The sequence below is a fragment of the Nocardioides ultimimeridianus genome (genome assembly GCF_054777895.1).
The window spans coordinates 80692-103748 of sequence record NZ_BAAHAB010000004.1 but is presented as its reverse complement, the minus strand read 5'-3'; the positions used below and the strand labels follow the sequence as shown (position 1 = coordinate 103748).

The following is a 23057-nucleotide window of genomic DNA, read 5'->3' as shown; positions in this document are numbered from 1 at the left end:
GGATCACCTCATGTTGTCGGCGGGGAGCGCCGGCGGCTTGACGTACAGATCGACGTACGGACCGTTGCCCGTCGCGTTCGCGACGTAGCGGACCGCGGGGGCCATCACCGTGAGGACCTGCTGCAGCTGCGACTTGTCCTGGTTCAGACCGCTGATGACGTCGTTGATGTCCACCAGCGCCGGCCGCAGCTTGCCGTTCGTGGCCTGCACGATCGCGGTGAGCGACTGGGACAGCCCGGTCACCTCGACGAGCAGCCGGTGGATCGCGACCTTGCGGGCGGTCACCTCGGCGACGACCAGGTTGGTCTGCTTCATCAGCCCGATGATGTCCTGGCTGCTCTCGGACAGCTGGGCACTCACGTTGCGGGCCGAGGTGAGCAGCCGGCCGAGCTGGCCGGAGCGGTTCGCGACCGCCTCGGACAGCCGCGCCACGCCCTGCAGGGCGGGACCGATCGAGTTCTGGCTGGCACCCAGGGTGTTGGCCATCTGGGTCAGCGCCTTGGCGAGCACCGGGGCGTTCAGCTTCTCCAGGGAGTGCGACCCCTTCTGGATCACGTCCTGCAGGTTGTACGGCACCGAGGTGCGCTCCACGGGGATCGAGTCCCCCGCCAGCGTGCCCGAGCCCTGCGGCAGCACCTGCAGGTAGTGGGTGCCGAGCAGCGTGGCCACCTTGACCGAGGCGGTCGTGAGCGACCCGAGGGTGATGTCCTTGGACAGCGCGAACTTCACCTCGACGTGGTCACCCTTGATCTGGATGCCGGTGACCTTGCCCTCGTGCACGCCGTGCACCTCGACGTCCTCGCCCTTGCGCAGGCCGCCGGTGTTGGCCAGCTCCGCGGTGTAGGTCTTGGTGCCGAAGTTGACCGTGCTGATGACCACGATCCCGAGGGCGAGCAGGAGACCTGCCGCGATCCCGACCAGGCCGACCCGGAACGGGTTGCGCTCGTTCATGGGCTTCATGAGCACACCGCCGAGTAGTTGTTGCCGCCGAGCGGCACCGTGGCGCCGCCGACCGAGATCGCGATCGAGCAGACGTAGATGTTGAGCGCGTTCTCGTACGATCCGGCCCGGCCCAGCGAGGCGAACAGCGTCGTGAAGGCGGGGATCGCCTGCAGCAGCTGGGTCTTCGACTTGTCGAGCATCGACGCGACGGTGACGAACTGGTTCGTCGCCCCGACCAGCGGGACCTTCACGTCACGCAGCAGCGAGCTGGTGCTCCCGACCAGCTGGCTGACGCCGTCGATGGACGCGCCGATGGACTTGCGGTCCTTGGCGAGGCCGGTCATGAGCGCCTCCAGCTCCTTGATCGTGGACTTGAGCTCGCCGCCGTGGCCGGCGAGGTTGTCGAGCACCGGCTGGAGGTTGGTCATCACAGCGCCGACCACCTTGTCGCGGTCCGCGAGGTAGTTGGTGAGCTGCCCGGTCTGCCCCAGCAGGGACTCGACGGCCGGACCCTCGCCCTGCAGCACCTTGATCAGCGAGGTCGCCAACCGGTTGACGTCCGCGGGCTGCAGGATGTTGAACAGCGGCCGGAAGCCGTTGAGCAGCTCGGTCAGGTCGAAGCCCGGGTCGGTACGCGACGCGGGGATCGTCGATCCGCCCGGCAGCTCCTGTCCCGGCTTGCCGTTCTGCACCAGCGAGAGGTACCGCTGGCCCAGCAGGTTCTGGTAGCGCATCTTCAACTGGGTGTTGTCGTAGATCGGCTGCTGCTTGAGCACCTCGATCTTGACCACGGCGCCGCTGGCGGTGGCGTCGATCGAGCTCACCTTGCCGACCCGGACACCGGCCGCCTTCACGTCGTCGCCGACCCGCAGGCCGTTGACGTCGGTGAAGTTCGCCGTGAAGTCCTGCTTGTCCCCGCTGACGCCGTTGAGCATCGTGTTGATGAGGAGCACGGCCAGGAAGCCGCTCACCACTGCGAACGCGGCGAACTTGATCGCGATCGTCCTCAGGCCGGTCATCGGGCTCCTCCCAGGAGTTCGTTCATGCCGGCGCCGCTGCTGGTCGTGCGGTACGACGGACGCTGTCCCGACGAGTAGTACGGCGGCGGGCTCAGGTCGAGGGTGCCGTCGGTGTCCGCGTAGCCGCGGACCACGACGCTCTGCAGCACGTGGCCGGCCGCACCGTTGACCGCGATCGAGCCGGAGATGCCCTTCACCCGGTTGTCGTAGAGCGCGTCGAGCAGGTCGGAGGACTGCCTGATGAAGGTCACCAGGTGGGCCTCGTTCTTGTTCAGGAAGCCGGTGGCCGTGTCCGCGAGGGTCGTGCCTCCCGACAGCAGCGCTGCGAGTGCCGACTGGTTCTTCACCAGCGTGCCGGCGACCACGAGCGCGTCGTCGGTGGCGTCGAGCAGGTCCGGCGCGATCTTGTTCACCACCGACGTGGCGGAGGCCAGCTGCTCCAGGTCGCTGCGGACCGCGGGCATCCGCGGGTTCAGCTCGTCGAGGTAGTTGTTGAACGTCTTGACCGTCGACGCGATCTGCGCGCCGCGTCCGTCGAGGGCCTGGGCCGCCGAGCCGATCGCGGAGGCGAGCTCGGCCGGGCCGAGCGCCTTCACCAGCTTGTCGATGTCGTCGAGCGCGTTCTGCAGCTCCAGGGTGCCCTGCGTCCCGTCGGCATGCACCGTGTCGCCCGCCTTGAGGTGGTCGGACGCGGCCGTGCCGTGGACGACCAGGTCGACGAAGGTCTTGCCGAACACGGTCGCGGGAAGGATCCGCGCGACCACGTTGGACGGGACCTGGCCGAGGTCGTCCTTCTGCATGTTCATGTCGATCTTGACCTGGCCGCTGGAGTCGCGGGCGATCGAGGCGACCTTGCCGATGATCAGGCCGTTCATCTTGACGTCGGACCCCTTGACCAGGGCGCCGCCGGCGTTGTCGACCAACGCGGTCACGTGCGGCGTCGTACCGAACGTGCCGTTGCTGCGCAGCGTGATCAGCGCACCGATCACGGCCAGCGCGACCAGGCCGATGAGCCCGCGCCGAGCGAGCTGACTACGAGTGACTTCGCGTGCCATCGTCACATCACCCCGCGATCCGGAAGCCGGGGTCGCCGCCCCAGAAGATGAGGGTCATGACCATGTCGAGCAGGACGATCGACACGATGCTCGCGCGGATCGCCGTACCCGTCGCCTCGCCGACCGCCTGCGGACCGCCACCGACCTTCATGCCGTACCACGAGTGGATCAGCGCGACGTCGAGGGCGAAGATCAGGATCTTGATGACCGAGAACAGGATGTCGCGTCCCTGGATCAGTGCCGAGAAGTAGTGCTCGTACTGACCCGGTGACTGACCGAACAGGATCACGACCGACCACTGCGAGGCGATGTAGCTGCCGATCAGGCCGATCAGGTAGAGCGGGAGGATCGCGATCATGGCCGCGACGACGCGGGTCGCGACGACGTACCGCATCGCGCTGACCGCCATGACCTCGAGCGCGTCGATCTCCTCGTAGATCTTCATCGAGCCGATCTGCGCGGTGAACCGGCAGCCGACCTGCGCGCCCAGTGCGAGGGCGGCGATCAAGGGGGCGAGCTCGCGGGTGTTCGCGCTCGCCGAGATGAAGCCGGTGAGCGGGGCCAGGCCGACGATCTCGAGGCCGTTGAAGCCCTCGATGCCCAGCGAGGTGCCGGCCGCGATCGAGAGCAGCACCATGACACCGACGGTGCCACCGCCGACGAGCAGGGCGCCCGAGCCCCAGGCGATGTCCTTGAGCTGGCGCAGCATCTCGCGGGGGTACAGCGCCATGGCGGCGGGGATGTTGCGGAACACATCCCAGGAGAAGGTGAGGAAGTGACCGAACAGCGCGAGGTTCTTCATCACGCCGTCGGTCAATCCGACCAGTGCGTCGGAGAAGCGGTCGCCGACGCCGCGACCGAGCCGGACCTCAGACATCAGGCGCCTCCGGGGAACAGCATCACGTAGGCCTGGGTGAGGCCGACGTTGATGCAGGCGAGCAGGATGACCGAGAGGACGACGGCCTGGTTCACCGCGTCCGCGACGGCCTTGGGGCCGCCGCGCGCGTTCAGGCCCTTCTGCGCGGCGACGATCACCGCGACGAACCCGAAGATGAACGCCTTCACCTCGGCCACGACGAAGTCGAGCGGCTGGCTCAAGCCGACGAACGAGTCGATGTAGGTGCCGGCCGAGATCTGGCCGCCGCCGACCACCACGACGAACGCGGTGATCATGGCCGCCATCGTGACGATGACGGTGAGCAGCACCGAGACGAGCAGGGCGGCGAGGATGCGCGGCGCCACGAGGCGCTGGATGGGCGAGATGCCCATGACCATCAGCGCGTCGGTCTCCTCACGCACCGTCCGCGCGCCCAGGTCGGCGCAGATCGCCGATCCGACCGCGCCGGCGATCATCAGCGAGGTGACCAGCGGTGCGCCCTGGCGCAGCACGCCGATGCCGTTGACCGCACCGATGAACGAGTTGGCGCCGATCTGGTTGGCCGCGCCGCCGATCTGGACCGAGGTGATGACCCCGAACGGGATCGCCACCAGGATCGTCGGCAGCAGCGACACCCGCGTCATGAACCATGCCTGGAGCAGGAACTCGCTCCACGAGAAGCGCCGGGCGAGGATGTCCGAGAAGCCCCACTGGAGCGACTCGACCGCGAGCTTCACGAGCTCGCCCGTGGTGATGACGCCCGCCTTGAAGCGACCCGTCATGTTGTCCACGATCGAGCGCCCGGATGCGACGACCGCAGTCATCGGCGTACCTCCGTCGTACGTCTCGCGAGTCCCATCAGACACCCCTGTCTCTTGCAGGCGCGACCGGATCGAACCGGTTCGTCGTGGAGCCACACGACTGCCTGTTTCTCGATGTAACAGATATCACGCAATTTGGTCACGCATCGGAAAATGGCGCCGTGGCGCCATTCGTGGACCTCGTCGGGGTCGGTGCAAGCCGGCCGAACCGATGAGGAAGGGCACCCGTCCGCGCTGGGGTCTCCATGCCTCCAAGTACGACGCGAGGCGTTCGTCGTCGAACTCCTCGCCCTCCAGCACCCACCCCACGTCCCGAGCCACGTGGTAGTCACCGAAGGACACCGCGTCCGGGTCACCGAAAGCCCGTTGACGCACCTCGGCACTGGTCCACACCCCGATGCCGGGAACGGAGCGTAGCGGACCGTCGGCCTCCCCCGGACCCGCATCGGTCAACTTCTCCCAGGCCTGCTCGTGCTGCGCGATCCGCAGGATCGCGCGCGAGCGTGCCGGGTCGATGTGCAGACGGAGCCACTCCCACGAGGGGATCGCCCGCAGGGTCGCCGCGGTCGGCTGGAGCATCAGCCCCAGGGTCTCCCCCGGACCCGGCGCCGGGTCCCCGTGCCGGCGAACCAGGGCGCGGAAGCCGGCGAAGGCCTCCTGGCCGGTGACCTTCTGCTCGATGATCGCGGGCACCAGCGCCTCGAGGACCCTGCCGCTGCGGCCCATCCGAAGGTCCGGCGAGCGGCGCAGGATCTCGGCGAGCAGGGGGTGGCGCGGCTCGAAGCCGGTCCAGTCGTCGGAGTCGCCAAGCAGGTCGGGCAGCTGCTCCAGCGCCCAGTCCGCGCCCGGCCCCCACGCCTGCGCGCGGACGTCGCCGGCGGCGTCCTGGGGTCGGATGCACAGCGTGACCGGGCCTTCCGGCGTACGACTCGCGCGCCAGTGGCGGCCAGCCTCGTCGCGCCGGTGCGTCGGGTCTCCGCCACCGTGCCGGTGCGGGGCGAGCAGTGCCCCGACCGCGACCGAGCGCCCCGGACGCCAGACACGCTCCCCTTCGGCAGGCTGCACGCCAGCGACTCTAGGGCGTTCGCAGCGCGTGCGTAACGTTCTGTGCCGGTTCTTTGTGACTTCCCGGCGGCGACGGGCACTGGCACTAGGGTGGCGCGAACAGGCGCCCATCAGGACAGGAGGCCCGCGTGAGCATCGACAGTGCCGGCAGCCGGCGCGCCCGCCTCGACCAGGAGGCGGTGCTGCAGGCGGCCGAGTCGCTCGTGGACCGCGACGGGTACGACGCGCTGACGATGACGTCGCTCGCTGCCGAGCTCGACACCCGGGTGTCCTCGCTCTACAACCACGTCGCCAACCTCGAGGACCTGCGCGCGCACATCCAGGTCCGGGCCATGCGGCTGCTCGGCGAGCACGTGCGCACCGCCGCGATGGGGCACGCGGGCGCCGACGGGCTCCGCGCGCTGAGCCATGAGCTGCGGGCGTTCGCGCGCAAGCACCCGCAGCGGTACGCCGCCCTCACCCGGCCGCCCATCGACCGCGACGAGTTCTTCGCGGCCGCCCTGACCGCCATCGAGGCGCTCTCGGTCATGGTGCGCTCCGCCGGCCTGCCCGAGGAGCGGATGCTCTCGACCGGCACCGCCGTCTTCGCGGCGCTGCACGGGTTCGTCAGCCTCGAGGTCGCCGGCTACTTCGGCGACCTGACGGCGACCGGGCAGCCCTTCGATCTCGACGAGGTCTTCGAGCTGGTCATCCGCGGCGCCGTCACGGCGGCGGTCCTCGAGGCCACCCACTGACGCGATGCTGCTGCAGCGGCTGGTCGACGTCTCCGGCGCGGTGGCCGCGACCCGGTCCCGCAAGGAGAAGACGCGGCTGATCGCCGAGCTGCTGCTCGCGGCCGAGCCGGGCGAGCGGTCGCTGGTCGCGCACCACCTCAGCGGACGACTGCGCCAGCGGCGTACCGGCCTGGGGTGGCGCAGCCTGCAGGCCCTGCCCACGCCCGCCGACGCGCCCACGCTCGAGGTCGGGGCCGTGGACGCCGCCTTCGAGCGGATGTCGGAGCTGTCGGGCCCCGGCTCGGCGGGCGCGCGCGCCGCTGCGGTGGCCGAGCTGTTCGGCGCGGCGACCGCGGCCGAGCAGGCGTGGCTGCGGGCCGTCGCCGTGGGCGAGGTGCGCCAGGGTGCGCTCGAGGCCGTCGTCACGGAGGCGGTGGCGTCGGCCGCCGGGGTGCCGGTGGCTGCGGTACGCCGCGCCGCGATGCTGGCCGGTGGGGCGACGTACGTCGTCGACGCGGCCTTCGGCGGGGCGACGGCGCTGGAGGCGGTGGGCCTGACGGTCGGGCGGCCCATTCTGCCGATGCTCGCCTCGTCGGCGCCCGACGTCGCCGCGGCGATGATGAAGGCTGCCCGCGGTGTCGTCGGCATCGACGCCAAGCTCGACGGGATCCGCATCCAGGTGCACCGCGACGGCGATGACGTCCTCGTCGCGACCCGCAGCCTGGACGACATCACCCACCGGCTGCCCGAGGTCGTCGCCATCGCGCGGTCGCTGCCCGCGGAGCGGTTCGTGCTCGACGGCGAGGCGCTGGCCCTGGCCGACGACGGACGGCCGCGGCCGTTCCAGGAGACGGCCTCGCGCACGGCCAGCGTCGTGGGCGAGGGCGCCGCCGTCGTGACGCCGTACTTCTTCGATCTGCTGCACCTCGACGGCACGGACCTGATCGACCTCCCCGCACGCGACCGCTGGGCCGAGCTCGACGCGCTCGTCCCCGAGCAGCACCGGGTCCAGCGCTGGATCGGCAGCGATGTGGAGGAGGCGACCGCCTTCACCTCCTCGGTGCTCGCCGCCGGCCAGGAGGGCGTCGTGGTGAAGTCCGTCGATGCGACGTACGACGCCGGACGCCGCGGCGCCGCCTGGGTCAAGGTGAAGCCGGTGCACACGCTCGACCTCGTGGTGCTGGCCGTCGAGCACGGCTCGGGGCGGCGGCGCGGCTGGCTGTCGAACATCCACCTCGGCGCGGTCGACCGCGACTCCCCCACCGGCTTCACCATGCTCGGCAAGACCTTCAAGGGGATGACCGACGCGATGCTGGCGTGGCAGACCGAGCGCTTCCGCGAGCTGGAGGTCTCCGACGACGGCTGGGTCGTCACGGTCCGCCCCGAGCAGGTGGTGGAGATCGCCTTCGACGGCCTGCAACGCTCGACGCGCTATCCCGGCGGACTGGCGCTGCGCTTCGCGCGGGTCGTCCGCTACCGCGACGACAAGGGCCCGGGCGACGCGGACACCATCGACACGGTGCGGTCGCTGCTCGCCTGAGGCGCCTCGCGGTCCCTTCGTCACGCATGTTGCAACACCGAGTTGCACATCGCGTACACTTTCCCCATGGCGAGCACCGCACCGCCCTCCGACGGGCGCCGCACCGCGGCGGCCGCGCGTCGGCGCGCCCGGCAGGCAGAGATCATCGCCGCCACCCGGCGGATCTTCGACTCCAAGGGTGTCCGCGACGTCCAGATCGAGGAGATCGCGAGCGCGGTCGGGATCAACCGCGCGATCGTCTACCGGCACTTCTCCGGCAAGGAGGAGCTGTTCGCCTTGACCCTGGTCGGCTACCTCGAGGAGCTGCAGGGCCTGATGACCGAGGCCGCGCGGAGCTCCGAGGTGCCGGGCGACCAGCTGGCGGCCATCGTCGGGGCGTTCGTCGACTACGGCGTCGCCCATCCGGCCTTCGTCGACTGCGCGCAGGCGCTGATGGTGCGGCCCGGGGACGAGCTGCTCGAGGAGGTCACCGAGGGCGCGCTGTTCCGCCTCGGCCGCGGCATCACCGGCTGCATGTCGGTGCTGTCGGGCGCGCTGGTCGCCGGGGTCGAGAAGGGCGCCTTCCGCCTCGCCGAGGACCCCGTCCTGCTCGCCAACGCGCTCTACGCCAGCGGCCTCGGCGCGCTCCAGCTGGCGCGCCTCGGCATCCTGGTCAGCGAGATCGCGCCCGGCGTACCGACCGTCGGGCAGATCTCCCCCGAGCAGGTCCGGTCGTACATGGTGCGCTCGGCGCTCGCCCTGGTCGCCGCCTGAGGTCTCGTCGTACCTGACCAACGCGTTGGGTTTCGGCGTCGAAGCCAACGCGTTGGTCAGGTACGACGCGACAGCGGCCCGCCCCGAAGGGCGAGCCGCTGCCGGGTCAGACCTGGGGATCAGGCCTCGAGGATCGCGACGACGCCCTGGCCGCCCGCGGCGCAGACCGAGATCAGCGCGCGGCCGCCGCCGTTGGCCTTGAGCAGCTTCGCCGCGTTGGCGACGATGCGGCCGCCGGTCGCGGCGAACGGGTGACCCGCGGCGAGCGAGGAGCCCTTCACGTTGAGCTTCGTGCGGTCGATGGAGCCGAGCGGCGCGTCGAGGCCGAGGCGCTCCTTGCAGAACACCGGGCTCTCCCAGGCCGCGAGGGTGGACAGCACCTGCGAGGCGAAGGCCTCGTGGATCTCGTAGAAGTCGAAGTCCTGCAGGGTCAGGCCGTTGCGCTCCAGCATCCGCGGAACGGCGTACGCCGGGGCCATCAGCAGGCCCTCCTTGCCGTTCACGAAGTCGACGGCGGCGACCTCGGAGTCGACGAAGTAGGCCAGCGGCTCCAGGCCGTGGGCCTCCGCCCACTCCTCCGACGCCAGCAGCACCGCGGACGCGCCGTCGGTCAGCGGGGTCGAGTTGGCGGCGGTCATGGTGGCCGCCTCGCCCTTGCCGAAGACCGGCTTGAGCTTGGCGAGCTTCTCCAGCGAGGAGTCGGCACGCAGGTTGTTGTCGCGCTCCAGGCCGCGGAACGGGGTGATCAGGTCGTCCTGCCAGCCCTCGTCGTACGACGCGGCGAGGTTGTGGTGCGAGGTGACGGCCAGCTCGTCCTGCGCCTCACGGGCGATCTGCCACTCGAGCGCGGTCAGGGCCTGGTGGTCGCCCATCGACAGCTTGGTGCGCGGCTCGCCGTTGGACGGGATCGCGAGGCCGATGTCGCCGGGGCGGATCGTGGCCAGGACGGCGAGCCGGTCCTTGGTGGAGCGGGCGTTGTTGAGCTGGATCAGCTTCTTGCGCAGCTTCTCCGAGATCGCGATCGGCGCGTCGGACGTGGTGTCCACGCCGCCGCCGATGCCGGAGTCGAGCTGGCCGAGCTTGATCTTGTTGGCGATGTAGTTGATCGCCTGCAGGCCGGTGCCGCAGGCCTGCTGCAGGTCGACGGCGGCGGTCTCGGGGGCGAGCCGGGTGCTGAGCACCGACTCGCGGACCAGGTTGAAGTCGCGGGCGTGCTTGAGGACGGCACCACCGGCGACCTCGCCGATCCGCTCGCCCTCCAGGCCGAACCGCTCGACCAGACCGTCGAGGGCGGCGGTCAGCATCTCCTGGTTGGACGCGGTGGCGTAGGCGCCGTTGGAGCGCGCGAACGGGATGCGGTTACCGCCGATGACAGCGGCCCGACGTACAGAGTTAGCCATGGTTCCTATCCTCGTGTGTGCTGACCTGGTAGCAAACCCTTTGGGAGCCAAGTCACGAAATGTGGACACAGAGTTACACATCTAGTTACATAAGTCTCGCAGCGGGCTCGACCCGTGGACGAACCACCACCCACCAGACTTCGGAGGCACTTCGCCCATGAGCGACAAGTACCAGGGCTTCGTGAGCTCGCCGATCGGCAAGATCCTCGTCAAGAACCTCGGCCTGCCGAGCCCGGTCAAGCTGGACCGCTACACCGCCGGCGACCCGCTGGTGCAGGGCACCGTGCTGGTCGGCGGCCGCGGCCGCCTCGCCGAGTCGCTGCCCGGCCTGCTCGACGGACTCGGCATCGCCAGCGCGACCGCGCAGGCCGAGGGCGAGAAGTACAAGGGCCTCGTCTTCGACGCCACCGGCATCACCTCCACCGCCGACCTGGTCGCGCTGCAGGAGTTCTTCACCCCCGTCATGCGCAGCCTGAAGACCTGCGCCCGCGTGGTCGTCATCGGTACGCCGCCGGAGCTGGTCGAGGGCGGCGAGCGGGTCGCGCAGCGCGCGCTCGAGGGCTTCACCCGCAGCGTGGGCAAGGAGATCGGCAAGGGCGGCACCGTCCAGCTGGTCTACGTGGCCGAGGGCTACGAGGCCTCCGCCACCTCGACGCTGGCGTTCCTGCTCAGCCCGAAGTCGGCGTACGTCTCGGGCCAGGTGGTCCGGATCGGCGCGCACAAGGAGAAGAAGGCCACCGACGTGGCCGACTGGACCCAGCCGCTGGCCGGCAAGATCGCCTTCGTGACCGGCGCCAGCCGCGGCATCGGCGAGGAGATCGCCCGCGTGCTGCACCGCGACGGCGCGAAGATCGTCGGTCTCGACGTGCCGCAGGCCGCCGACGACCTGGTCAAGGTCATGAACGAGCTGGACGGCGACTGGCTGACCCTCGACATCACCGCGGCCGACGCCCCGCAGCGCATCGCGGCGCACCTCAAGGACAAGCACGGCGGCGTCGACATCGTCGTGCACAACGCGGGCGTCACGATGGACAAGAAGCTCGCCAACCAGACCCCCGAGCGCTTCGGCAAGGTCCTGCAGATCAACCTCGAGGCGCCGGAGCGGATCACCGCCGAGCTGCTCGCCCAGGGCATCATCAACGAGAACGGCCGGATCATCGGCGTCGCGTCGATCGCCGGTATCGCGGGCAACCTCGGCCAGACGTCGTACGCCGCCTCCAAGGCCGGCGTGATCGGCTTCGTCGACTCGCTGACCGGCGGGGTCAAGGACGGCATCACGATCAACGCCGTCGCGCCGGGCTTCATCATCACCCAGATGACCGCCGCGGTGCCGTTCGCGACCCGCGAGGTCGGCCAGCGGCTCAACGCCATGGCGCAGGGCGGCCTGCCGGTCGACGTCGCCGAGACCATCGCCTGGTACGCCTCCCCCGCGTCCACCGCCGTCAACGGCAACGTGGTCCGGGTCTGCGGCCAGATGATGCTGGGTGCCTGACATGGCGCTGCCCGTAATGGTGAAGGCGGCGCTGCCGATGGTGCCGGGCGTCAACCAGCTGCCCGGCATCAAGAAGAGCGGCGGCGAGCTGCCCGACGTGGTGCTGCAGCGCGACTCGGTCGTCGAGCGCTCCGCGGTCGAGCGGTACGACGAGGTGTGCGGCTTCCGCATCCGCGACGTGGCCCCGATCCCCTACCTGCACATGCTGGCGTTCCCGCTGCACATGGAGCTGATGACCGACAGCCGGTTCCCCTTCCCGGCCATCGGCACGGTGCACCTGGAGAACTCCATGACCCAGCACCGCCCGGTCGCCATCGGCGAGTCGGTGTCGCTGGCGCTGCAGGCGGCCAACCTGCGGGCCAGCACCAAGGGCCGGGCCTGGGACATGAACGTCACGGCCACGGTCGGCGACGAGGTCGTGTGGGAGTCGACCTCGACGTACCTGCGCATCGGGAAGGGCGACAAGGAGAACGGCGACCCCGGCATGAGCCTGGACCCGGTCGACGTCAAGGGCCCGGTCTGGAGCCTGCCCGACAACCTGGGCCGCCGGTACGGCGCGGTCTCGGGCGACCGGAACCCGATCCACCTGTACCCGCTGACGGCCAAGGCCCTCGGCTTCCCCCGCCACATCGCCCACGGCATGTGGAGCAAGGCGCGCTGCATCGCGGCCCTGGAGAACCGGCTCCCCGACCAGGTGCGCGTCGACGTCGCCTTCAAGAAGCCGATCTTCCTGCCCGGCAAGGCGCAGTTCGGTGCCGAGGAGACGGCCACGGGCTGGAGCTTCGCGCTGGTCAACCCGAAGACGGGTGCCCCGCACCTGCTCGGCCGCACCACCGCCCTGTAGCGCGAAACCCGCCTTCTGGTTGCGCGAGACCCGGGTCCTGTCAGCAGGACCCGGGTCTCGGCGTACCAGGACCCGGGTCTCGGCGCGCCAGGACCCGGGTCTCGGCGCGCCAGGACCCGGGTCTCGCGGTCAGAACTTGTTGGGGCGGATCAGGCCCTCCTGGGCCACCGTCGCCACGAGCTTGCCGTCCTGGGTGAAGACCCGGCCGATGGCCAGGCCGCGGCCACCGCTGGCCGAGGGCGACCACTGGTCGTAGAGCCACCACTCGTCGGCACGGAACGGCCGGTGGAACCAGATGGTGTGGTCCAGGGAGGCCATCTGGACGTTGAGCGGATCGCTGCCGCGGTGCGCCGACAGGGTGGCGCCGAGCAGGGAGACGTCGCTGGCGTAGGTGAACAGGGCGGTGTGCTCGAGCGGCTCGTCGGACAGCGTGCCGTCGATCCTGATCCACACCTGGGTCCGCGACGGGTGCATCTCGTCGGGCTCCAGGCCGTGCTGGGAGCTGCCGATCCAGCGGACGTCGAGCGCGGCCCACTCCTTGCTCAACCCGTCGTCGGTGCCGCGCCGCTTCATCAGCTCGAACATGTCGAGGCCCTCGTCGGGTCCCTTCACCGCCGGCATCACGTCCTGGTGGGTGAAGCCCTCCTCGTGCCGCTGGAAGCTGACCGACTGGTAGTAGATCGGCCGGCCGTGCTGGCGTGCCACGACGCGGCGGGTCGCGAACGACTTGCCGTCCCGCATCGGCTCGACGTCGTAGATGATCGGGATCGAGTAGTCGCCCGGCAGCAGGAAGTAGGAGTGCAGCGAGTGCGCGTGCAGCTCCGGGTCGACCGTCCGCGTCGCGGCGATGAACGCCTGCGCGGCCACCTGTCCGCCGTACACGCGCTGGCGGGTGGTCTCGGGCTGCAGGCCGCGGAACAGGTTCGTGTCGAGCTTCTCCAGGTCGAGCAGCTCGACCAGCTTCTTCGTGGCCTCGGGTCCACCGCTCATGACGTGGGCTCTCCTTCGTCGGGGCCGTCGAGACCGGCCAGGAACTGCTCGAACTGCCGGCCCAGGTCCTCGCCGGTGGGCAGCGGCTCGTCCTGCGCGAGCAGGCTGCTGCCCTCCGCCTCGGCGCGGGCGAAGGTGTCGTACTGCGCCTCGAGCGCCTCGACGACCTCGCGCACCTCCTCGTTGGCGGCCAGGTGGCGGGCGATCTCCTCGAGCCGGTCGGCCGTGGCGGTGTGCAGGTCGGACAGGTCGATGGTGAGCCGGGCCGCGCGCTCGATGTGCTCGAGCAGCCCGACGGCCGCGCCCGGGAAGTCCAGCTGCGCCAGGTAGTGCGGCACGTGCGCGACGAAGCCCTGCGCGTCGTGGTCCCACTCCCCCAGCCGTAGCTCCAGCAGCGCCTGCGCGCTGCTGGGGATGCGCAGCTCGCCGCGCCACGGGCTGGTCCCCGTGAGCAGCTCGGGGCGGTTGGCGTGGTGGGTGATCGCGATCGGGCGGGTGTGCGGCACGGCCATGGGCACGGCGCCCATGCCGACGACGAGGTCGACCCCGAACCGCTCGACGACCTCGCGGACCGCGCGGCAGAAGCCCTCCCAGCGGGTGTCGGGCTCGGGCCCGTGCAGCAGCAGGTACGGCGTACCGCCGGTGTCGTGGAGGAGGCGGACGACCAGCCGCGGGGCGTCGTAGGCCTCGTAGTGGTCGCGGACGAAGGACATCGCCGGGCGCCGGGCACGGTAGTCGTGCAGCTGATCGACGTCGAAGGTCGCGACCACGAGGCCGCCGCCGGGGGCACCGGTGTTGACCAGGTGCGCGCAGGCCAGGGCACCGGCGTTGCCGGCGTCGAGGAACCCGTCCAGCGCGACGAGCATCCGCAGGCCCTCGATGCCCTCCAGCTCCGGCACGTCGTCGACGATGTGCACCAGCTTCGGCTGGCCGGAGGGGACGGTCACGGGACCAGCCTATTGCCCCGCTCCGCGCTCACCCGTAGGTGGCCGACATCAGCGCCACCCCGCGGCGGACCAGGACGTCGGGGGTGATCTGCAGCAGGCTCTGCACGACCTGCTCCTGGTCGGCCCCGCCGGACAGCCGGTCGAGCAGGGTCCACAGGGTGCGGGCGCCGTAGGTGTTGGCGATGTACTCGCAGACCCACCAGGACACGGCGTACCAACCGCCGGCGTCCGCGCCGCCGAAGTCCGCGCTGGTGGGCAGCGTCCGGGCGTTCATGCCGACCGTCATCGCCGAGGCGGGCAGTCGCCGCTGACTGCGCGCCATCGGACGCACCGACACCCACTCCGCGATGCCCTCGGTGAGCCACAGCGGCGCGCCGCGGCCGTGCGCGCCGAGGGTCGCGTGGGTCATCTCGTGGCGGACCAGCCGGCCCAGGACCGTGCCCGGCTGGGACACCACCCGCGGGTTGATCGAGATCCGGTACGACGCCGTGCCCTTCGCGGGGTCGTCGACGTCGGCGGGCAGCGCCATCGTCAGCCCGTCGGCGCGGTCCGGGTCGCCGACCGTCTCGCCGCTGAGGCCGTTGATGATCGTCTGGTCGCTCAGCACGTAGACCACGGTCCCCCAGCCGGTCGACGGCTGCTCGTACTCCGGGATCGTCAGCGAGACGTCGTCCTTGCCCTCGGAGAACGTCCGCATCAGGCGGTCGGCCTGCGCGGCCGTGCGCGAGTCGAAGATGCCCAGCACGCTGCCGTACTCGTCGACGTAGACGTGCTCGACCTCCCACGGCTGGGTGGCCGTGTCGTGGCTGTTCTCCCAGCCCGCGTCGGTCGTCGAGACGAGCAGGTAGCGCTGGCCGTCCGACGTCGACCGGAACAGCCAGTGGTCGTAGCTGGCGATGGGCTTGTCGTCGTACCCCTGCAGCTCGGTGGTGGTCCGGATCACCGCCCAGTAGCTGCCGGCGCTGGGACCGGGCACCAGGGAGCCCGGGACGATCGTGTAGCTGAGCGTCTCGATCGGCAGGTTCTGGATGTTGCCGAAGTAGGTGTGCTGCTGGCGGCGGATCGCGCCGCCGCCGACGGTCCGCTGGAAGGCGCGCAGGTCGTCCTCGTCGAGCGCGCGGGTACGCCGGTGCAGGTTCTGGTTGATCGAGGCCGCGACGTCGTCGAGCGTGCCGTAGTAGGCGCCGGGATCGGCGTGGGAGCAGGCGGCCAGCGGCAGCAGACTCAGCAGCAGCGCGGCCCTGAGCCCCTTCAGCGGGGACCGTCCGCGTCGATCAGCGCCGCCGTCGGGTCCGTGGAGCTCGCACTGATCGCGTGCACGATGTCGAGCGCGATGGCCTGCGCGTTCAGGCCCACGCGGTCCAGGATGACCGCGCGCTTGGCGTGGTCGAGGAACTCCTGCGGGATGCCGTGGACCTGCATCGGCCGCTGGACGCCCGCGTCGCTCAGCGTCTGGAGGAGTACGCCGCCGACACCGCCGACGCGGCCGTTGTCCTCGATCGTGACGACCCGGTCGTGCACCCGGGCGAGGTCCACCAGGGCGGCGTTGACCGGCTTCACCCAGCGCGGGTCGACCACGGTGACGCCGATGCCCTGCGCGCGCAGCCGCTGGGCCACGTCGACGGCGGTGGTCGCCATCGCGCCGACGCTGACCACGAGCACCTCCTGGTCGCCCTCGCGGAACAGGACGTCCATCCGGTCCGCTCCGGCACCGATGGTGTCGATCGCGGGGACGTCCTCGGGCGGCGGGCCCTTCGGGAAGCGCACCACGGTCGGAGCGTCGTCGACCTCGACCGCCTCGTCGAGCAGCTCGTGCATGCGGGTGATGTCGCGGGGCGCGGCGAGCCGGAGGCCGGGCACCAGCTGCAGCAGGGACATGTCCCACATCCCGTTGTGGCTGGCACCGTCGTCGCCGGTCACGCCCGAGCGGTCGAGCACGAAGGTGACGCCGCAGCCGTGCAGGGCGCAGTCCATCAGCACCTGGTCGAAGGCCCGGTTGAGGAAGGTCGCATAGACCGCGAAGACCGGGTGCAGGCCGCCCATCGCGAGACCGGCCGCCGAGGTCGTGGCGTGCTGCTCGGCGATGCCGACGTCGAAGGTGCGCTCGGGGAAGTGCTCCTGGAACTTGTCCAGCCCGACCGGGTGCATCATCGCGGCGGTGATCGCCACGACGTCGGGGCGCCGGCCGCCGAGCTCGACCATGTGCTCGGCGAAGTGGTCGGTCCAGATCTTGCCCTTGGGCTTCTCCAGCCCGGTCTGCACGTCGAACGGGCCGGGCGCGTGGAACTGGTCGGCCTCGTGCCGCTCGGCCGGGTCGTAGCCCATCCCCTTGCGGGTGATGGCGTGGACGATGACGGGACCGCCGTACCGCTTGGCCTGGGTGAGGGCCTGCTCCATGGCGTGCTGGTCGTGGCCGTCGATCGGGCCGACGTACTTCAGGCCCAGGTCCTCGAACAGGCCCTGCGGGGCGAGCGCGTCCTTGAGGCCCTTCTTGACCGCGTGCAGGGCGTCGTACGCCGCCGGGCCGATCCCGGGCACCGCGGTGAGCCGCTTCTTGACCAGGTCGAGGGCCTGCTCGTAGCGCGGGTTGGTGCGCAGGCCGGCCAGCGCGGTCGCGAGACCGCCGATGGTCGGGGTGTAGGAGCGGCCGTTGTCGTTGACCACGATCACCAGGCGCGAGTCCTTGGCGATGGCGATGTTGTTGAGGGCCTCCCAGGCCATGCCGCCGGTCAGCGCGCCGTCGCCGATCACCGCGACGACGTGGCGGTCCTCGCCACGGACGTGGAAGGCCTTGGCCAGGCCGTCGGCGTAGGACAGGGCTGTGGAGGCGTGCGAGTTCTCGACCAGGTCGTGCTCGGACTCGGCGCGGCTCGGGTAGCCGCTCAGCCCGCCCTCGCGGCGCAGCGTGCCGAAGTCCTTCGCCCGGCCGGTCACGAGCTTGTGCACGTAGGACTGGTGGCCGGTGTCGAACACGACCTTGTCGTTCGGCGAGTCGAAGACGCGGTGGATCGCGAGGGTCAGCTCGACCACGCCGAGGTTGGGGCCGAGGTGCCCGGTGTTCGTCGCGACCGTGCGGATCAGCAGGTCGCGGATCTCCGCGGCGAGCTCGCTCAGCTGGTCCCCGGACAGGTCCCGAAGGTCGCGCGGACCGGTGATCGAGTCGAGGAGAGCCATGCGGGTCAGTCTAGGTGCTGGTCAGAGCCCGTACGACGCAACCGCGGGCTCCCTCACGGAGCCAGCTCCTGGTAGAGCGCGGAGTCGAGGAACGCGGGCAGGGCCAGCGCCGCCGAGTCGGTCAGGTCCAGGGCCCGCGCCCGGTCGGGGTCGACGAAGAGGATCTGGCGGCCCTCCCCGACCACGATGTCCGCGTCGCCGAGCGGCGTGGCGGCGGCGTACACCGCCAGCGTGTCGAGCGAGTCGGTCTCGGGGTGGAAGACCTCGAAGGTGTCGAAGTAGCGGATCGCGCCGGGGAGCAGGCGGATCGAGGTCTCCTCCTCGAGCTCGCGTACGGCGCCGTCGACCGCGAGCTCGCCGTGCTCGAGGTGTCCCCCGCACAGGCCCCACTTCTCCGGGGCGATCTTCGCGTGCTCGTCGCGCTCCTGCAGCAGGATCCGGCCCTCGTCGTCGACCAGGATCACGCATGCGAAGCGGGTCGTCATGGACCAACCCTATGCAGTCCGCTCAGTCGGCCGGCCGGAGCGGGTCGCGGACGGCGGCCACGCTGTAGAACGGCGCCTGCCGGGACGGTACGTCGAACGCGAGGCCGTCCACGTGCCGGCGACTGATGATCGTCGCGGCCCCGACCCGGCGCAGCGTCGCGCGGATGTCGATGTCCATCTGGATCGGGAAGCCGGCGTGGGCCATGGCCTGGGCCTCCGCCGTCGAGGGCGGCGCCCCGAAGGGGTAGACCAGCACGTCGGTCGGCCCGAGGACCGGGTCCGCGATCGCGTGCCACTTCGCGAGGTCCTCGCGGATCGCGGCCGGCGGGGTCGTGGTCAGGTCGATGTGGCCGTAGGTGTGGCTCGCGAAGGTCCAGCCGTCGGCCTTCAGGGCCGCGACGAGCGGCGCCAGGCGGGCCCTCCCCGAGGGCGTCGCCGCGTCCCGCTCCCCCAGCAGCCCCTCGAACGCCGTCTCCGCGAGCAGGCCCTTCGCCCCGTCGGCGGAGAACTCCGGGTGGGCGGCGACCTCCGCGTCGACGATCGGTACGACGTCCTGGTCGGTCAGGCTCCCGTCGTCCAGCTCGGCACGGATCCGGCCCTGCGGGTCGAGCGTGAGCCGGCGGGCCAGGCCGCGGCCCTCGAAGTAGCGGTAGTAGTTCGCGTCGTCCTCGATCAGGATCAGCGGCTTGCGGCCCCGCGGCACCCGGACCGTCCCGGCCGCCGCGTCGCGGACGTCGACCAGGGTCCAGCCGTTGCTCCACAGCTGGTCGAGCAGCACCCCGAACTCACGGGCCGTGACGAAGAAGTCCTCGAAGCCCTTGCCCAGCGTGTCGGGCCGGAACGCGAGCTGCGGCTGCAGGACCAGCGGGTGCACGAAGATCCCCTCGACCGGGCCGTGCCAGGCGACGAGGTGCTGCGCGGGCCGGTCGGGCCGCGTGGCGCTCGGGGCGCTCGGGGTCGCGGCGACCGGTGCCACCGTCACCTCGGGTGCCGCCGTGCGGGCGGCCGGGGCGCAGGCCGCCAGGAGCGCGAGCGACGTGGTGAGGGCGAGTGCCGCGAGGACGCGGCGTACGGCTGGCTCCATGGCAACCTCCACACGTTCTGACGCACGGAGGCGCGGGGTGGTTGCGGGGTGGTTGCGGGGTGTCAGCGAGCCGTCACGAGAAGGTGGCGTACTTGTGCGGGGTCAGGAAGAAGCCCGCCCGGGTCCGGGTGTTCACGCACGTGACGCCGATCTTCTCCACCGCGCACTCCAGGCTCCCGCTGGTGACCACGGCGGGCGCGGACACGACCGGGGCGCCGGGCTCGCGGATGGTGTCGGAGTTGCACTCCGGCACGGCTCCGTCGTCACCGAGCTGGATCCGCCCGACCGCCTCGGTCATCGACTGGCCGCAGACCGACGGGTCGTCGATCGCGCCGGTGCGCAGCTCGCACGAGGTCGGGATGGTCGAGCTGCGCAGCACGCAGTAGACGACGTCGCCGGTGGTGCTGAAGCGGTCCAGCGAGCGGTGCGGAGCGCTGCGGAGCGCGGCCAGGCGCGAGGACGCGGCGGCGTACGTCGTCGGCACGCCGGCCGTCGAGCCGGTGCCCGCGTTGGCGGTGTTGGTGGCGACGGCGGTCACCGTCGGCGTACCGGACGGGCGGGTGGGTGCCGTGGTAGGCGGCACCGTCGCCGTGGAGGCACGGTGCGTCGGCTGCGCGGACGAGCTCGTCGGCACGGGCAGCGTCACGGCCGGCGAACTGGCGGGCACGTTGCTGGCGTCGAGGTGGGCGGCGTCGCAGCCAGCGACGGCGATCGATCCGAGCAGGAGGGCGGCAGCGGCTACGAGGAAACGCACTGCCCCATCCTGACGCGTCCCGGGGTCCGCACGTCGGAGGCACGTCGGGCACGCGCACGTCGATATGCTTAGGTATGCCTTACCTAAGTACGACGATCGAACGGACATCCCCATGAGCCAGCTCCTCACCTCTGCCACGACGACCCTCGCCGCGCTGCCACCGGTGTGGCGCTGGACCAGCAAGGCCGGCTACTTCGCCGCCCTGTGCGCCACGGCCGGCACGCTGCTGACCTACTGGCTCGTGCTGCGGCCCGCCGTGCGCGGCGAGGCGTCCCGGGTCGCGACGACCGCGGCGGCCCTGACCGGGCGGGTGGCCGGGATCGGCGCGATCCTGCTGCTCCCGCTCCTGGTGCTGCAGACGGCCTCGCGGATCGCCCGCCGCGGCGACGGCGACTTCGCGGCGGCGCTGACTCCCCCTGCCCTGTGGGGACACATCACGACGCCGCGCGAGGCGGGCGAGTGGATCGGCGCGGGGTGGATCACGCTGGCCCAGCTGGTGCTCGTCGTCGCGGCGATCGCCGTCCTCGCTCCGCTGCTGCGACGGCGGGCGCCCCTGCGGGCGGGCCGGCTGCTCGGTGCAGGTGCCGCGCTGAGCGTCGGTGTCGGCCTGGTCGAGGCGGTCCCACGCAGCAGGGAGGACCTGGAGGCCGAGTCGCTTCTCGGCACGCTGTTCGACCAGCTCCACGTGATCGGCGCCGAGGCCTGGCTCGGAGGCCTGCTGATCCTGGCCGTCGTGACGGCGCGACACCGTGACCTGGCCGGGGCGACGGTGGCGTTCTGGACCCGTGCCTGGCAGCGCTTCAGCCTGGTCGCCACCGCGAGCGTCGCGGCGCTCGCCGTCTCCGGGGTGTGGCTCGCGTGGCGGCACATGGGCTCGCTCGGCGAGTTCGTGACGACGACGTACGGCGTCGTGCTGCTGATCAAGCTGGTGGTCGTCGCCGCGCTGCTCGGGCTTGGCGCATGGAACCAGGTGGCGGTCCTCCCCCAGCTCCTCCGGCTGCGGCGTGCGGGCCACGACGAGCCCGTGCTCACGCTCGCGGTGCGGCACCTGGGCCGGGTCGTCCAGGTCGAGGTGGCCCTGGGGGTCGCGGTGCTGGTGACCGTCGGGTTCCTCGGCGGCTCGGCGCGCGCCGAGGCGGGCGACCCGGACGCCGCCCTGACCGCTCAGGTGTGGGGCTGGGGCATCGGGTTCGTGGTCGCGATGGGCGGGCTGCTGTGGCTGACCGGCCGGGTAGCCGGCTTCCTCGCCGCCCGGCCGCTGCCGGAGTCGGCGCCGGCGTGACGCACCGTGCCCGGGCTCAGCGCGGCGACAGCTCCTGGTCCCCGTCGAGCCCGGGCACGATCGATCGCAGCCGGGCGAGGGCGTCGCGCGTCTGCGACTTCACCGTTCCGACGGCGATGCCCAGCACCTCAGCCGTCTCGCGCTCGGTGAGGTCCTCGAAGTAGCGCAGCACCACGACGGCACGCTGCCGCGGCGCGAGCCTGTCCAGGGCATCACGCAGTGCCAGGCGCTCATCGACCGGATCGTCGATCGGTGGCTCGGGGACGCGGGCCGTGTGCACCTCGCGCCAGCGCCTCCGGCGCCACCTGCTGATGCTCTCGCGGACGAGGACCCGCCGTACGTAGGCGTCGGGGTCGTCGGCGATCCGCCGCCAGTGGGGCACCACCTTGATCAGCGCGACCTGGACGAGGTCCTCGGCGTCGGCGTGGCTGCCGGTGAGGAGGTACGCCGAGCGCAGCAACGCGCCTCGGCGTACGGCGACGTACTCCTCGAACGAGTCACGACCCGGCACGACGCCTCCGCCACCACAGGCCAGCGGGTCCGATCGCCACGATCGCCGTCCCGCCGACGATCCACCAGGGCAGCCGGGGATCGTGCGCACGCGCCGGCCGCCGTCCCGGGACGAGGGGGTTCGCCCACAGGTCGGCGGCGTAGGACGGCAGCATCATCTGTCGCCCCTCGAGATCGACGGCCACGCGGGTCGCGACGCCCGTGCGCAGGTCGACCTCGACGACCTCACCCGACGGCAGCTGCCGGACGACCACGTGGTGGGCGTCGCTCCAGCCGATCAGCTGGTCGGCGTCGATGGGCAGCCGGGCGCGACGCAGGTGCTCGGCCGACGGTCCGACGTACAGGCGCCACTGAGCGGCCTTCCTCGCCCCGAAGGCGATCGCGGCGAAGGCCCGGCCGTCGGGTCCGTACGACGCCTCGACGACGTCGAACGGAGTCCGCACCCGGCTGGTGCGCCGGGTGACCGGGTCGAAGGTGAACGTGCGCGGGCCCCGGGACCAGACGATCCCGTCGGGGCCGGAGCCCAGGTTCGGCAGCCAGTAGTGGCCCGCGGGCTCGGCGACGACGGGAGCGCCGGAGGACACGTCCCACACGACGAGGGCGTGCCTCCATCGAGCCGCTGACCTGCTGTCGACCATCGTCGTCTCGAGGTAGCGGGAGTCGGTGCTGAAGCGGAGGTCGGTGGCATCCAGGGCGTTCCCGGCCCGCCATCGAGGGTCGGACAGGAGGGTCGTCGTGGCGGTCGTCGAGTCATAGACGGCAAGACCGGCGGCGCGACCGTTCGGGCCGTAGCGGGCGTAGCCCACCTTGGTCCCGTCGGGCGACAGCGCCAGTCCACCCAGGTGGGATCGATCCCTTCCTCCCAGGTCCAGGAAGAAGGCAGATCCGTCGGTCGCCGAGATCGCGTAGGGAGCCAGCTCCTGCCAGACGCCCCGCAGGCCGTGCGCCCGGTCCCGCTCGGTCATCCCGACAGCGGCCAGGACTCCCGGCGCGGCGCTGGCGGCCCTCGCCCACGGGCTCGGCGGGTAGAGCGCGAGGGGCAGGTGAAGGGCTGACCGCGGCGGCTCGGTCACCGGCTCGGGGCTCGGCCCGATGCCGAGATGGCCGAAGGTCGCCGCCCCCGCGATGATCGCGACCAGGACTGCTGTCGCGAGGGTCGCTGCGGCGCGACGCCGCCTGGCCCGGCGTACCCCGGCCTGCCACACCCCCGGGGCCGGACCCCCGCGGGGCGCCTCGTCGGCCAGGTCGGCCAGGCGGTCGTGCAACGTGGTCATCGGTCCTCCAGGGTGATCTCACCACCATCCACGCCA

The 23057-nt window shown here is 71.4% G+C and carries 22 protein-coding genes; 6 read left to right on the top strand and 16 right to left on the bottom strand.

The features are described 5' to 3' along the window. Positions 1-3: 3 nt before the first annotated feature. The 6 genes from ACYU8V_RS02880 to ACYU8V_RS02855 all read right to left on the bottom strand — a co-directional run bounded on the left by ACYU8V_RS02880 (position 4) and on the right by ACYU8V_RS02855 (position 5779). Positions 4-960, bottom strand: a complete 957-nt coding sequence (locus ACYU8V_RS02880) for an MCE family protein (RefSeq protein ID WP_460845002.1) — start codon at positions 958-960, stop codon at positions 4-6. Then, on the bottom strand, positions 957-1961 hold the full coding sequence (locus tag ACYU8V_RS02875) for an MCE family protein (RefSeq protein ID WP_460845001.1): 1005 nt from the start codon (positions 1959-1961) through the stop codon (positions 957-959). The genes ACYU8V_RS02880 and ACYU8V_RS02875 overlap by 4 nt, the downstream gene beginning before the upstream one ends. Continuing rightward, positions 1958-3016: an MCE family protein gene (locus ACYU8V_RS02870; protein ID WP_460844999.1), complete on the bottom strand. Its 1059-nt coding sequence runs from the start codon at positions 3014-3016 to the stop codon at positions 1958-1960. The genes ACYU8V_RS02875 and ACYU8V_RS02870 overlap by 4 nt, the downstream gene beginning before the upstream one ends. Positions 3017-3023: 7 nt before the next feature. Continuing rightward, on the bottom strand, positions 3024-3893 hold the full coding sequence (locus ACYU8V_RS02865; protein ID WP_460844997.1) for an MlaE family ABC transporter permease: 870 nt from the start codon (positions 3891-3893) through the stop codon (positions 3024-3026). Beyond that, entirely contained in the window at positions 3893-4759 is an 867-nt protein-coding gene (locus ACYU8V_RS02860) for an MlaE family ABC transporter permease (RefSeq protein ID WP_460844996.1), read from the bottom strand. Before ACYU8V_RS02860 ends, ACYU8V_RS02865 begins: the two co-directional genes overlap by 1 nt. An 81-nt stretch (positions 4760-4840) precedes the next feature. Then, complete coding sequence (locus tag ACYU8V_RS02855) at positions 4841-5779, bottom strand: DNA-3-methyladenine glycosylase family protein (protein ID WP_460844995.1); 939 nt, start codon at positions 5777-5779, stop codon at positions 4841-4843. A 128-nt stretch (positions 5780-5907) separates the two neighbouring features. Between ACYU8V_RS02855 and ACYU8V_RS02850 the strand changes: the two genes are divergently transcribed. The 3 genes from ACYU8V_RS02850 to ACYU8V_RS02840 all read left to right on the top strand — a co-directional run bounded on the left by ACYU8V_RS02850 (position 5908) and on the right by ACYU8V_RS02840 (position 8785). Continuing rightward, a complete protein-coding gene (locus tag ACYU8V_RS02850; protein WP_460844994.1) occupies positions 5908-6513 on the top strand; it encodes a TetR/AcrR family transcriptional regulator in 606 nt (201 codons plus the stop codon). A 4-nt stretch (positions 6514-6517) separates the two neighbouring features. Then, positions 6518-8032 carry an ATP-dependent DNA ligase gene (locus ACYU8V_RS02845; RefSeq protein WP_460844993.1) on the top strand — a complete coding sequence of 505 codons (1515 nt, stop codon included), beginning with the start codon at positions 6518-6520 and terminating at the stop codon, positions 8030-8032. A gap of 66 nt (positions 8033-8098) precedes the next feature. After that, positions 8099-8785, top strand: coding sequence for a TetR/AcrR family transcriptional regulator (locus ACYU8V_RS02840; protein ID WP_460844992.1), 687 nt, complete (start codon positions 8099-8101; stop codon positions 8783-8785). A 119-nt stretch (positions 8786-8904) separates the two neighbouring features. Here the strand turns inward: ACYU8V_RS02840 and ACYU8V_RS02835 are convergent, their stop codons facing one another. Continuing rightward, a complete protein-coding gene (locus ACYU8V_RS02835; protein ID WP_460844991.1) occupies positions 8905-10185 on the bottom strand; it encodes an acetyl-CoA C-acetyltransferase in 1281 nt (426 codons plus the stop codon). A gap of 157 nt (positions 10186-10342) precedes the next feature. On the opposite strand from ACYU8V_RS02835, the gene ACYU8V_RS02830 reads away from it, so the two are divergent. Next, positions 10343-11677 carry a 3-oxoacyl-ACP reductase gene (locus tag ACYU8V_RS02830; protein WP_460844990.1) on the top strand — a complete coding sequence of 445 codons (1335 nt, stop codon included), beginning with the start codon at positions 10343-10345 and terminating at the stop codon, positions 11675-11677. A gap of 1 nt (position 11678) precedes the next feature. Next, a complete protein-coding gene (locus ACYU8V_RS02825; RefSeq protein WP_460844988.1) occupies positions 11679-12521 on the top strand; it encodes a MaoC family dehydratase in 843 nt (280 codons plus the stop codon). A gap of 129 nt (positions 12522-12650) precedes the next feature. Here ACYU8V_RS02825 and ACYU8V_RS02820 read toward each other — a convergent pair whose 3' ends face one another. The 7 genes from ACYU8V_RS02820 to ACYU8V_RS02790 form a co-directional block, all read right to left on the bottom strand. Beyond that, positions 12651-13511 (bottom strand): acyl-CoA thioesterase, encoded by an 861-nt coding sequence (locus ACYU8V_RS02820; RefSeq protein WP_460844985.1) that lies wholly within the window; start codon positions 13509-13511, stop codon positions 12651-12653. Beyond that, complete coding sequence (locus tag ACYU8V_RS02815) at positions 13508-14458, bottom strand: PAC2 family protein (protein ID WP_460844983.1); 951 nt, start codon at positions 14456-14458, stop codon at positions 13508-13510. Before ACYU8V_RS02815 ends, ACYU8V_RS02820 begins: the two co-directional genes overlap by 4 nt. Before the next feature lie 28 nt (positions 14459-14486). Beyond that, positions 14487-15434, bottom strand: coding sequence for a hypothetical protein (locus ACYU8V_RS02810; protein ID WP_460844981.1), 948 nt, complete (start codon positions 15432-15434; stop codon positions 14487-14489). Between the two features lie 275 nt (positions 15435-15709). Then, positions 15710-17632: a 1-deoxy-D-xylulose-5-phosphate synthase gene (gene dxs, locus ACYU8V_RS02805; protein ID WP_460844980.1), complete on the bottom strand. Its 1923-nt coding sequence runs from the start codon at positions 17630-17632 to the stop codon at positions 15710-15712. Positions 17633-17685: 53 nt separating this feature from the next. Beyond that, a complete protein-coding gene (locus ACYU8V_RS02800) occupies positions 17686-18117 on the bottom strand; it encodes an NUDIX domain-containing protein (RefSeq protein ID WP_460844979.1) in 432 nt (143 codons plus the stop codon). Positions 18118-18139: 22 nt separating this feature from the next. Next, entirely contained in the window at positions 18140-19201 is a 1062-nt protein-coding gene (locus ACYU8V_RS02795; RefSeq protein ID WP_460844977.1) for a polysaccharide deacetylase family protein, read from the bottom strand. Positions 19202-19274: 73 nt separating this feature from the next. After that, positions 19275-19955, bottom strand: coding sequence for a hypothetical protein (locus tag ACYU8V_RS02790; protein ID WP_460844976.1), 681 nt, complete (start codon positions 19953-19955; stop codon positions 19275-19277). Positions 19956-20067: 112 nt separating this feature from the next. On the opposite strand from ACYU8V_RS02790, the gene ACYU8V_RS02785 reads away from it, so the two are divergent. Beyond that, positions 20068-21237: a CopD family protein gene (locus ACYU8V_RS02785; RefSeq protein WP_460844974.1), complete on the top strand. Its 1170-nt coding sequence runs from the start codon at positions 20068-20070 to the stop codon at positions 21235-21237. A 16-nt stretch (positions 21238-21253) separates the two neighbouring features. Here ACYU8V_RS02785 and ACYU8V_RS02780 read toward each other — a convergent pair whose 3' ends face one another. Together ACYU8V_RS02780 and ACYU8V_RS02775 are read right to left on the bottom strand one after the other, a co-directional pair. Continuing rightward, a complete protein-coding gene (locus ACYU8V_RS02780; RefSeq protein WP_460844973.1) occupies positions 21254-21748 on the bottom strand; it encodes a SigE family RNA polymerase sigma factor in 495 nt (164 codons plus the stop codon). Continuing rightward, entirely contained in the window at positions 21735-23021 is a 1287-nt protein-coding gene (locus ACYU8V_RS02775) for a hypothetical protein (RefSeq protein WP_460844971.1), read from the bottom strand. Before ACYU8V_RS02775 ends, ACYU8V_RS02780 begins: the two co-directional genes overlap by 14 nt. Between the last annotated feature and the right edge of the window lie 36 nt (positions 23022-23057).

Coding starts and splice junctions, on each gene's coding strand:
- ACYU8V_RS02865 (WP_460844997.1), bottom strand. CDS start 3,893: ATGTCTGAGGTCCGGCTCGGTCGCGGCGTCGGCGACCGCTTCTCCGAC.
- ACYU8V_RS02800 (WP_460844979.1), bottom strand. CDS start 18,117: ATGACGACCCGCTTCGCATGCGTGATCCTGGTCGACGACGAGGGCCGG.
- ACYU8V_RS02795 (WP_460844977.1), bottom strand. CDS start 19,201: ATGGAGCCAGCCGTACGCCGCGTCCTCGCGGCACTCGCCCTCACCACG.
- ACYU8V_RS02840 (WP_460844992.1), top strand. CDS start 8,099: ATGGCGAGCACCGCACCGCCCTCCGACGGGCGCCGCACCGCGGCGGCC.
- ACYU8V_RS02820 (WP_460844985.1), bottom strand. CDS start 13,511: ATGAGCGGTGGACCCGAGGCCACGAAGAAGCTGGTCGAGCTGCTCGAC.
- dxs (WP_460844980.1), bottom strand. CDS start 17,632: ATGGCTCTCCTCGACTCGATCACCGGTCCGCGCGACCTTCGGGACCTG.
- ACYU8V_RS02875 (WP_460845001.1), bottom strand. CDS start 1,961: ATGACCGGCCTGAGGACGATCGCGATCAAGTTCGCCGCGTTCGCAGTG.
- ACYU8V_RS02785 (WP_460844974.1), top strand. CDS start 20,068: ATGAGCCAGCTCCTCACCTCTGCCACGACGACCCTCGCCGCGCTGCCA.
- ACYU8V_RS02880 (WP_460845002.1), bottom strand. CDS start 960: ATGAAGCCCATGAACGAGCGCAACCCGTTCCGGGTCGGCCTGGTCGGG.
- ACYU8V_RS02775 (WP_460844971.1), bottom strand. CDS start 23,021: ATGACCACGTTGCACGACCGCCTGGCCGACCTGGCCGACGAGGCGCCC.
- ACYU8V_RS02870 (WP_460844999.1), bottom strand. CDS start 3,016: ATGGCACGCGAAGTCACTCGTAGTCAGCTCGCTCGGCGCGGGCTCATC.
- ACYU8V_RS02830 (WP_460844990.1), top strand. CDS start 10,343: ATGAGCGACAAGTACCAGGGCTTCGTGAGCTCGCCGATCGGCAAGATC.
- ACYU8V_RS02835 (WP_460844991.1), bottom strand. CDS start 10,185: ATGGCTAACTCTGTACGTCGGGCCGCTGTCATCGGCGGTAACCGCATC.
- ACYU8V_RS02845 (WP_460844993.1), top strand. CDS start 6,518: ATGCTGCTGCAGCGGCTGGTCGACGTCTCCGGCGCGGTGGCCGCGACC.
- ACYU8V_RS02825 (WP_460844988.1), top strand. CDS start 11,679: ATGGCGCTGCCCGTAATGGTGAAGGCGGCGCTGCCGATGGTGCCGGGC.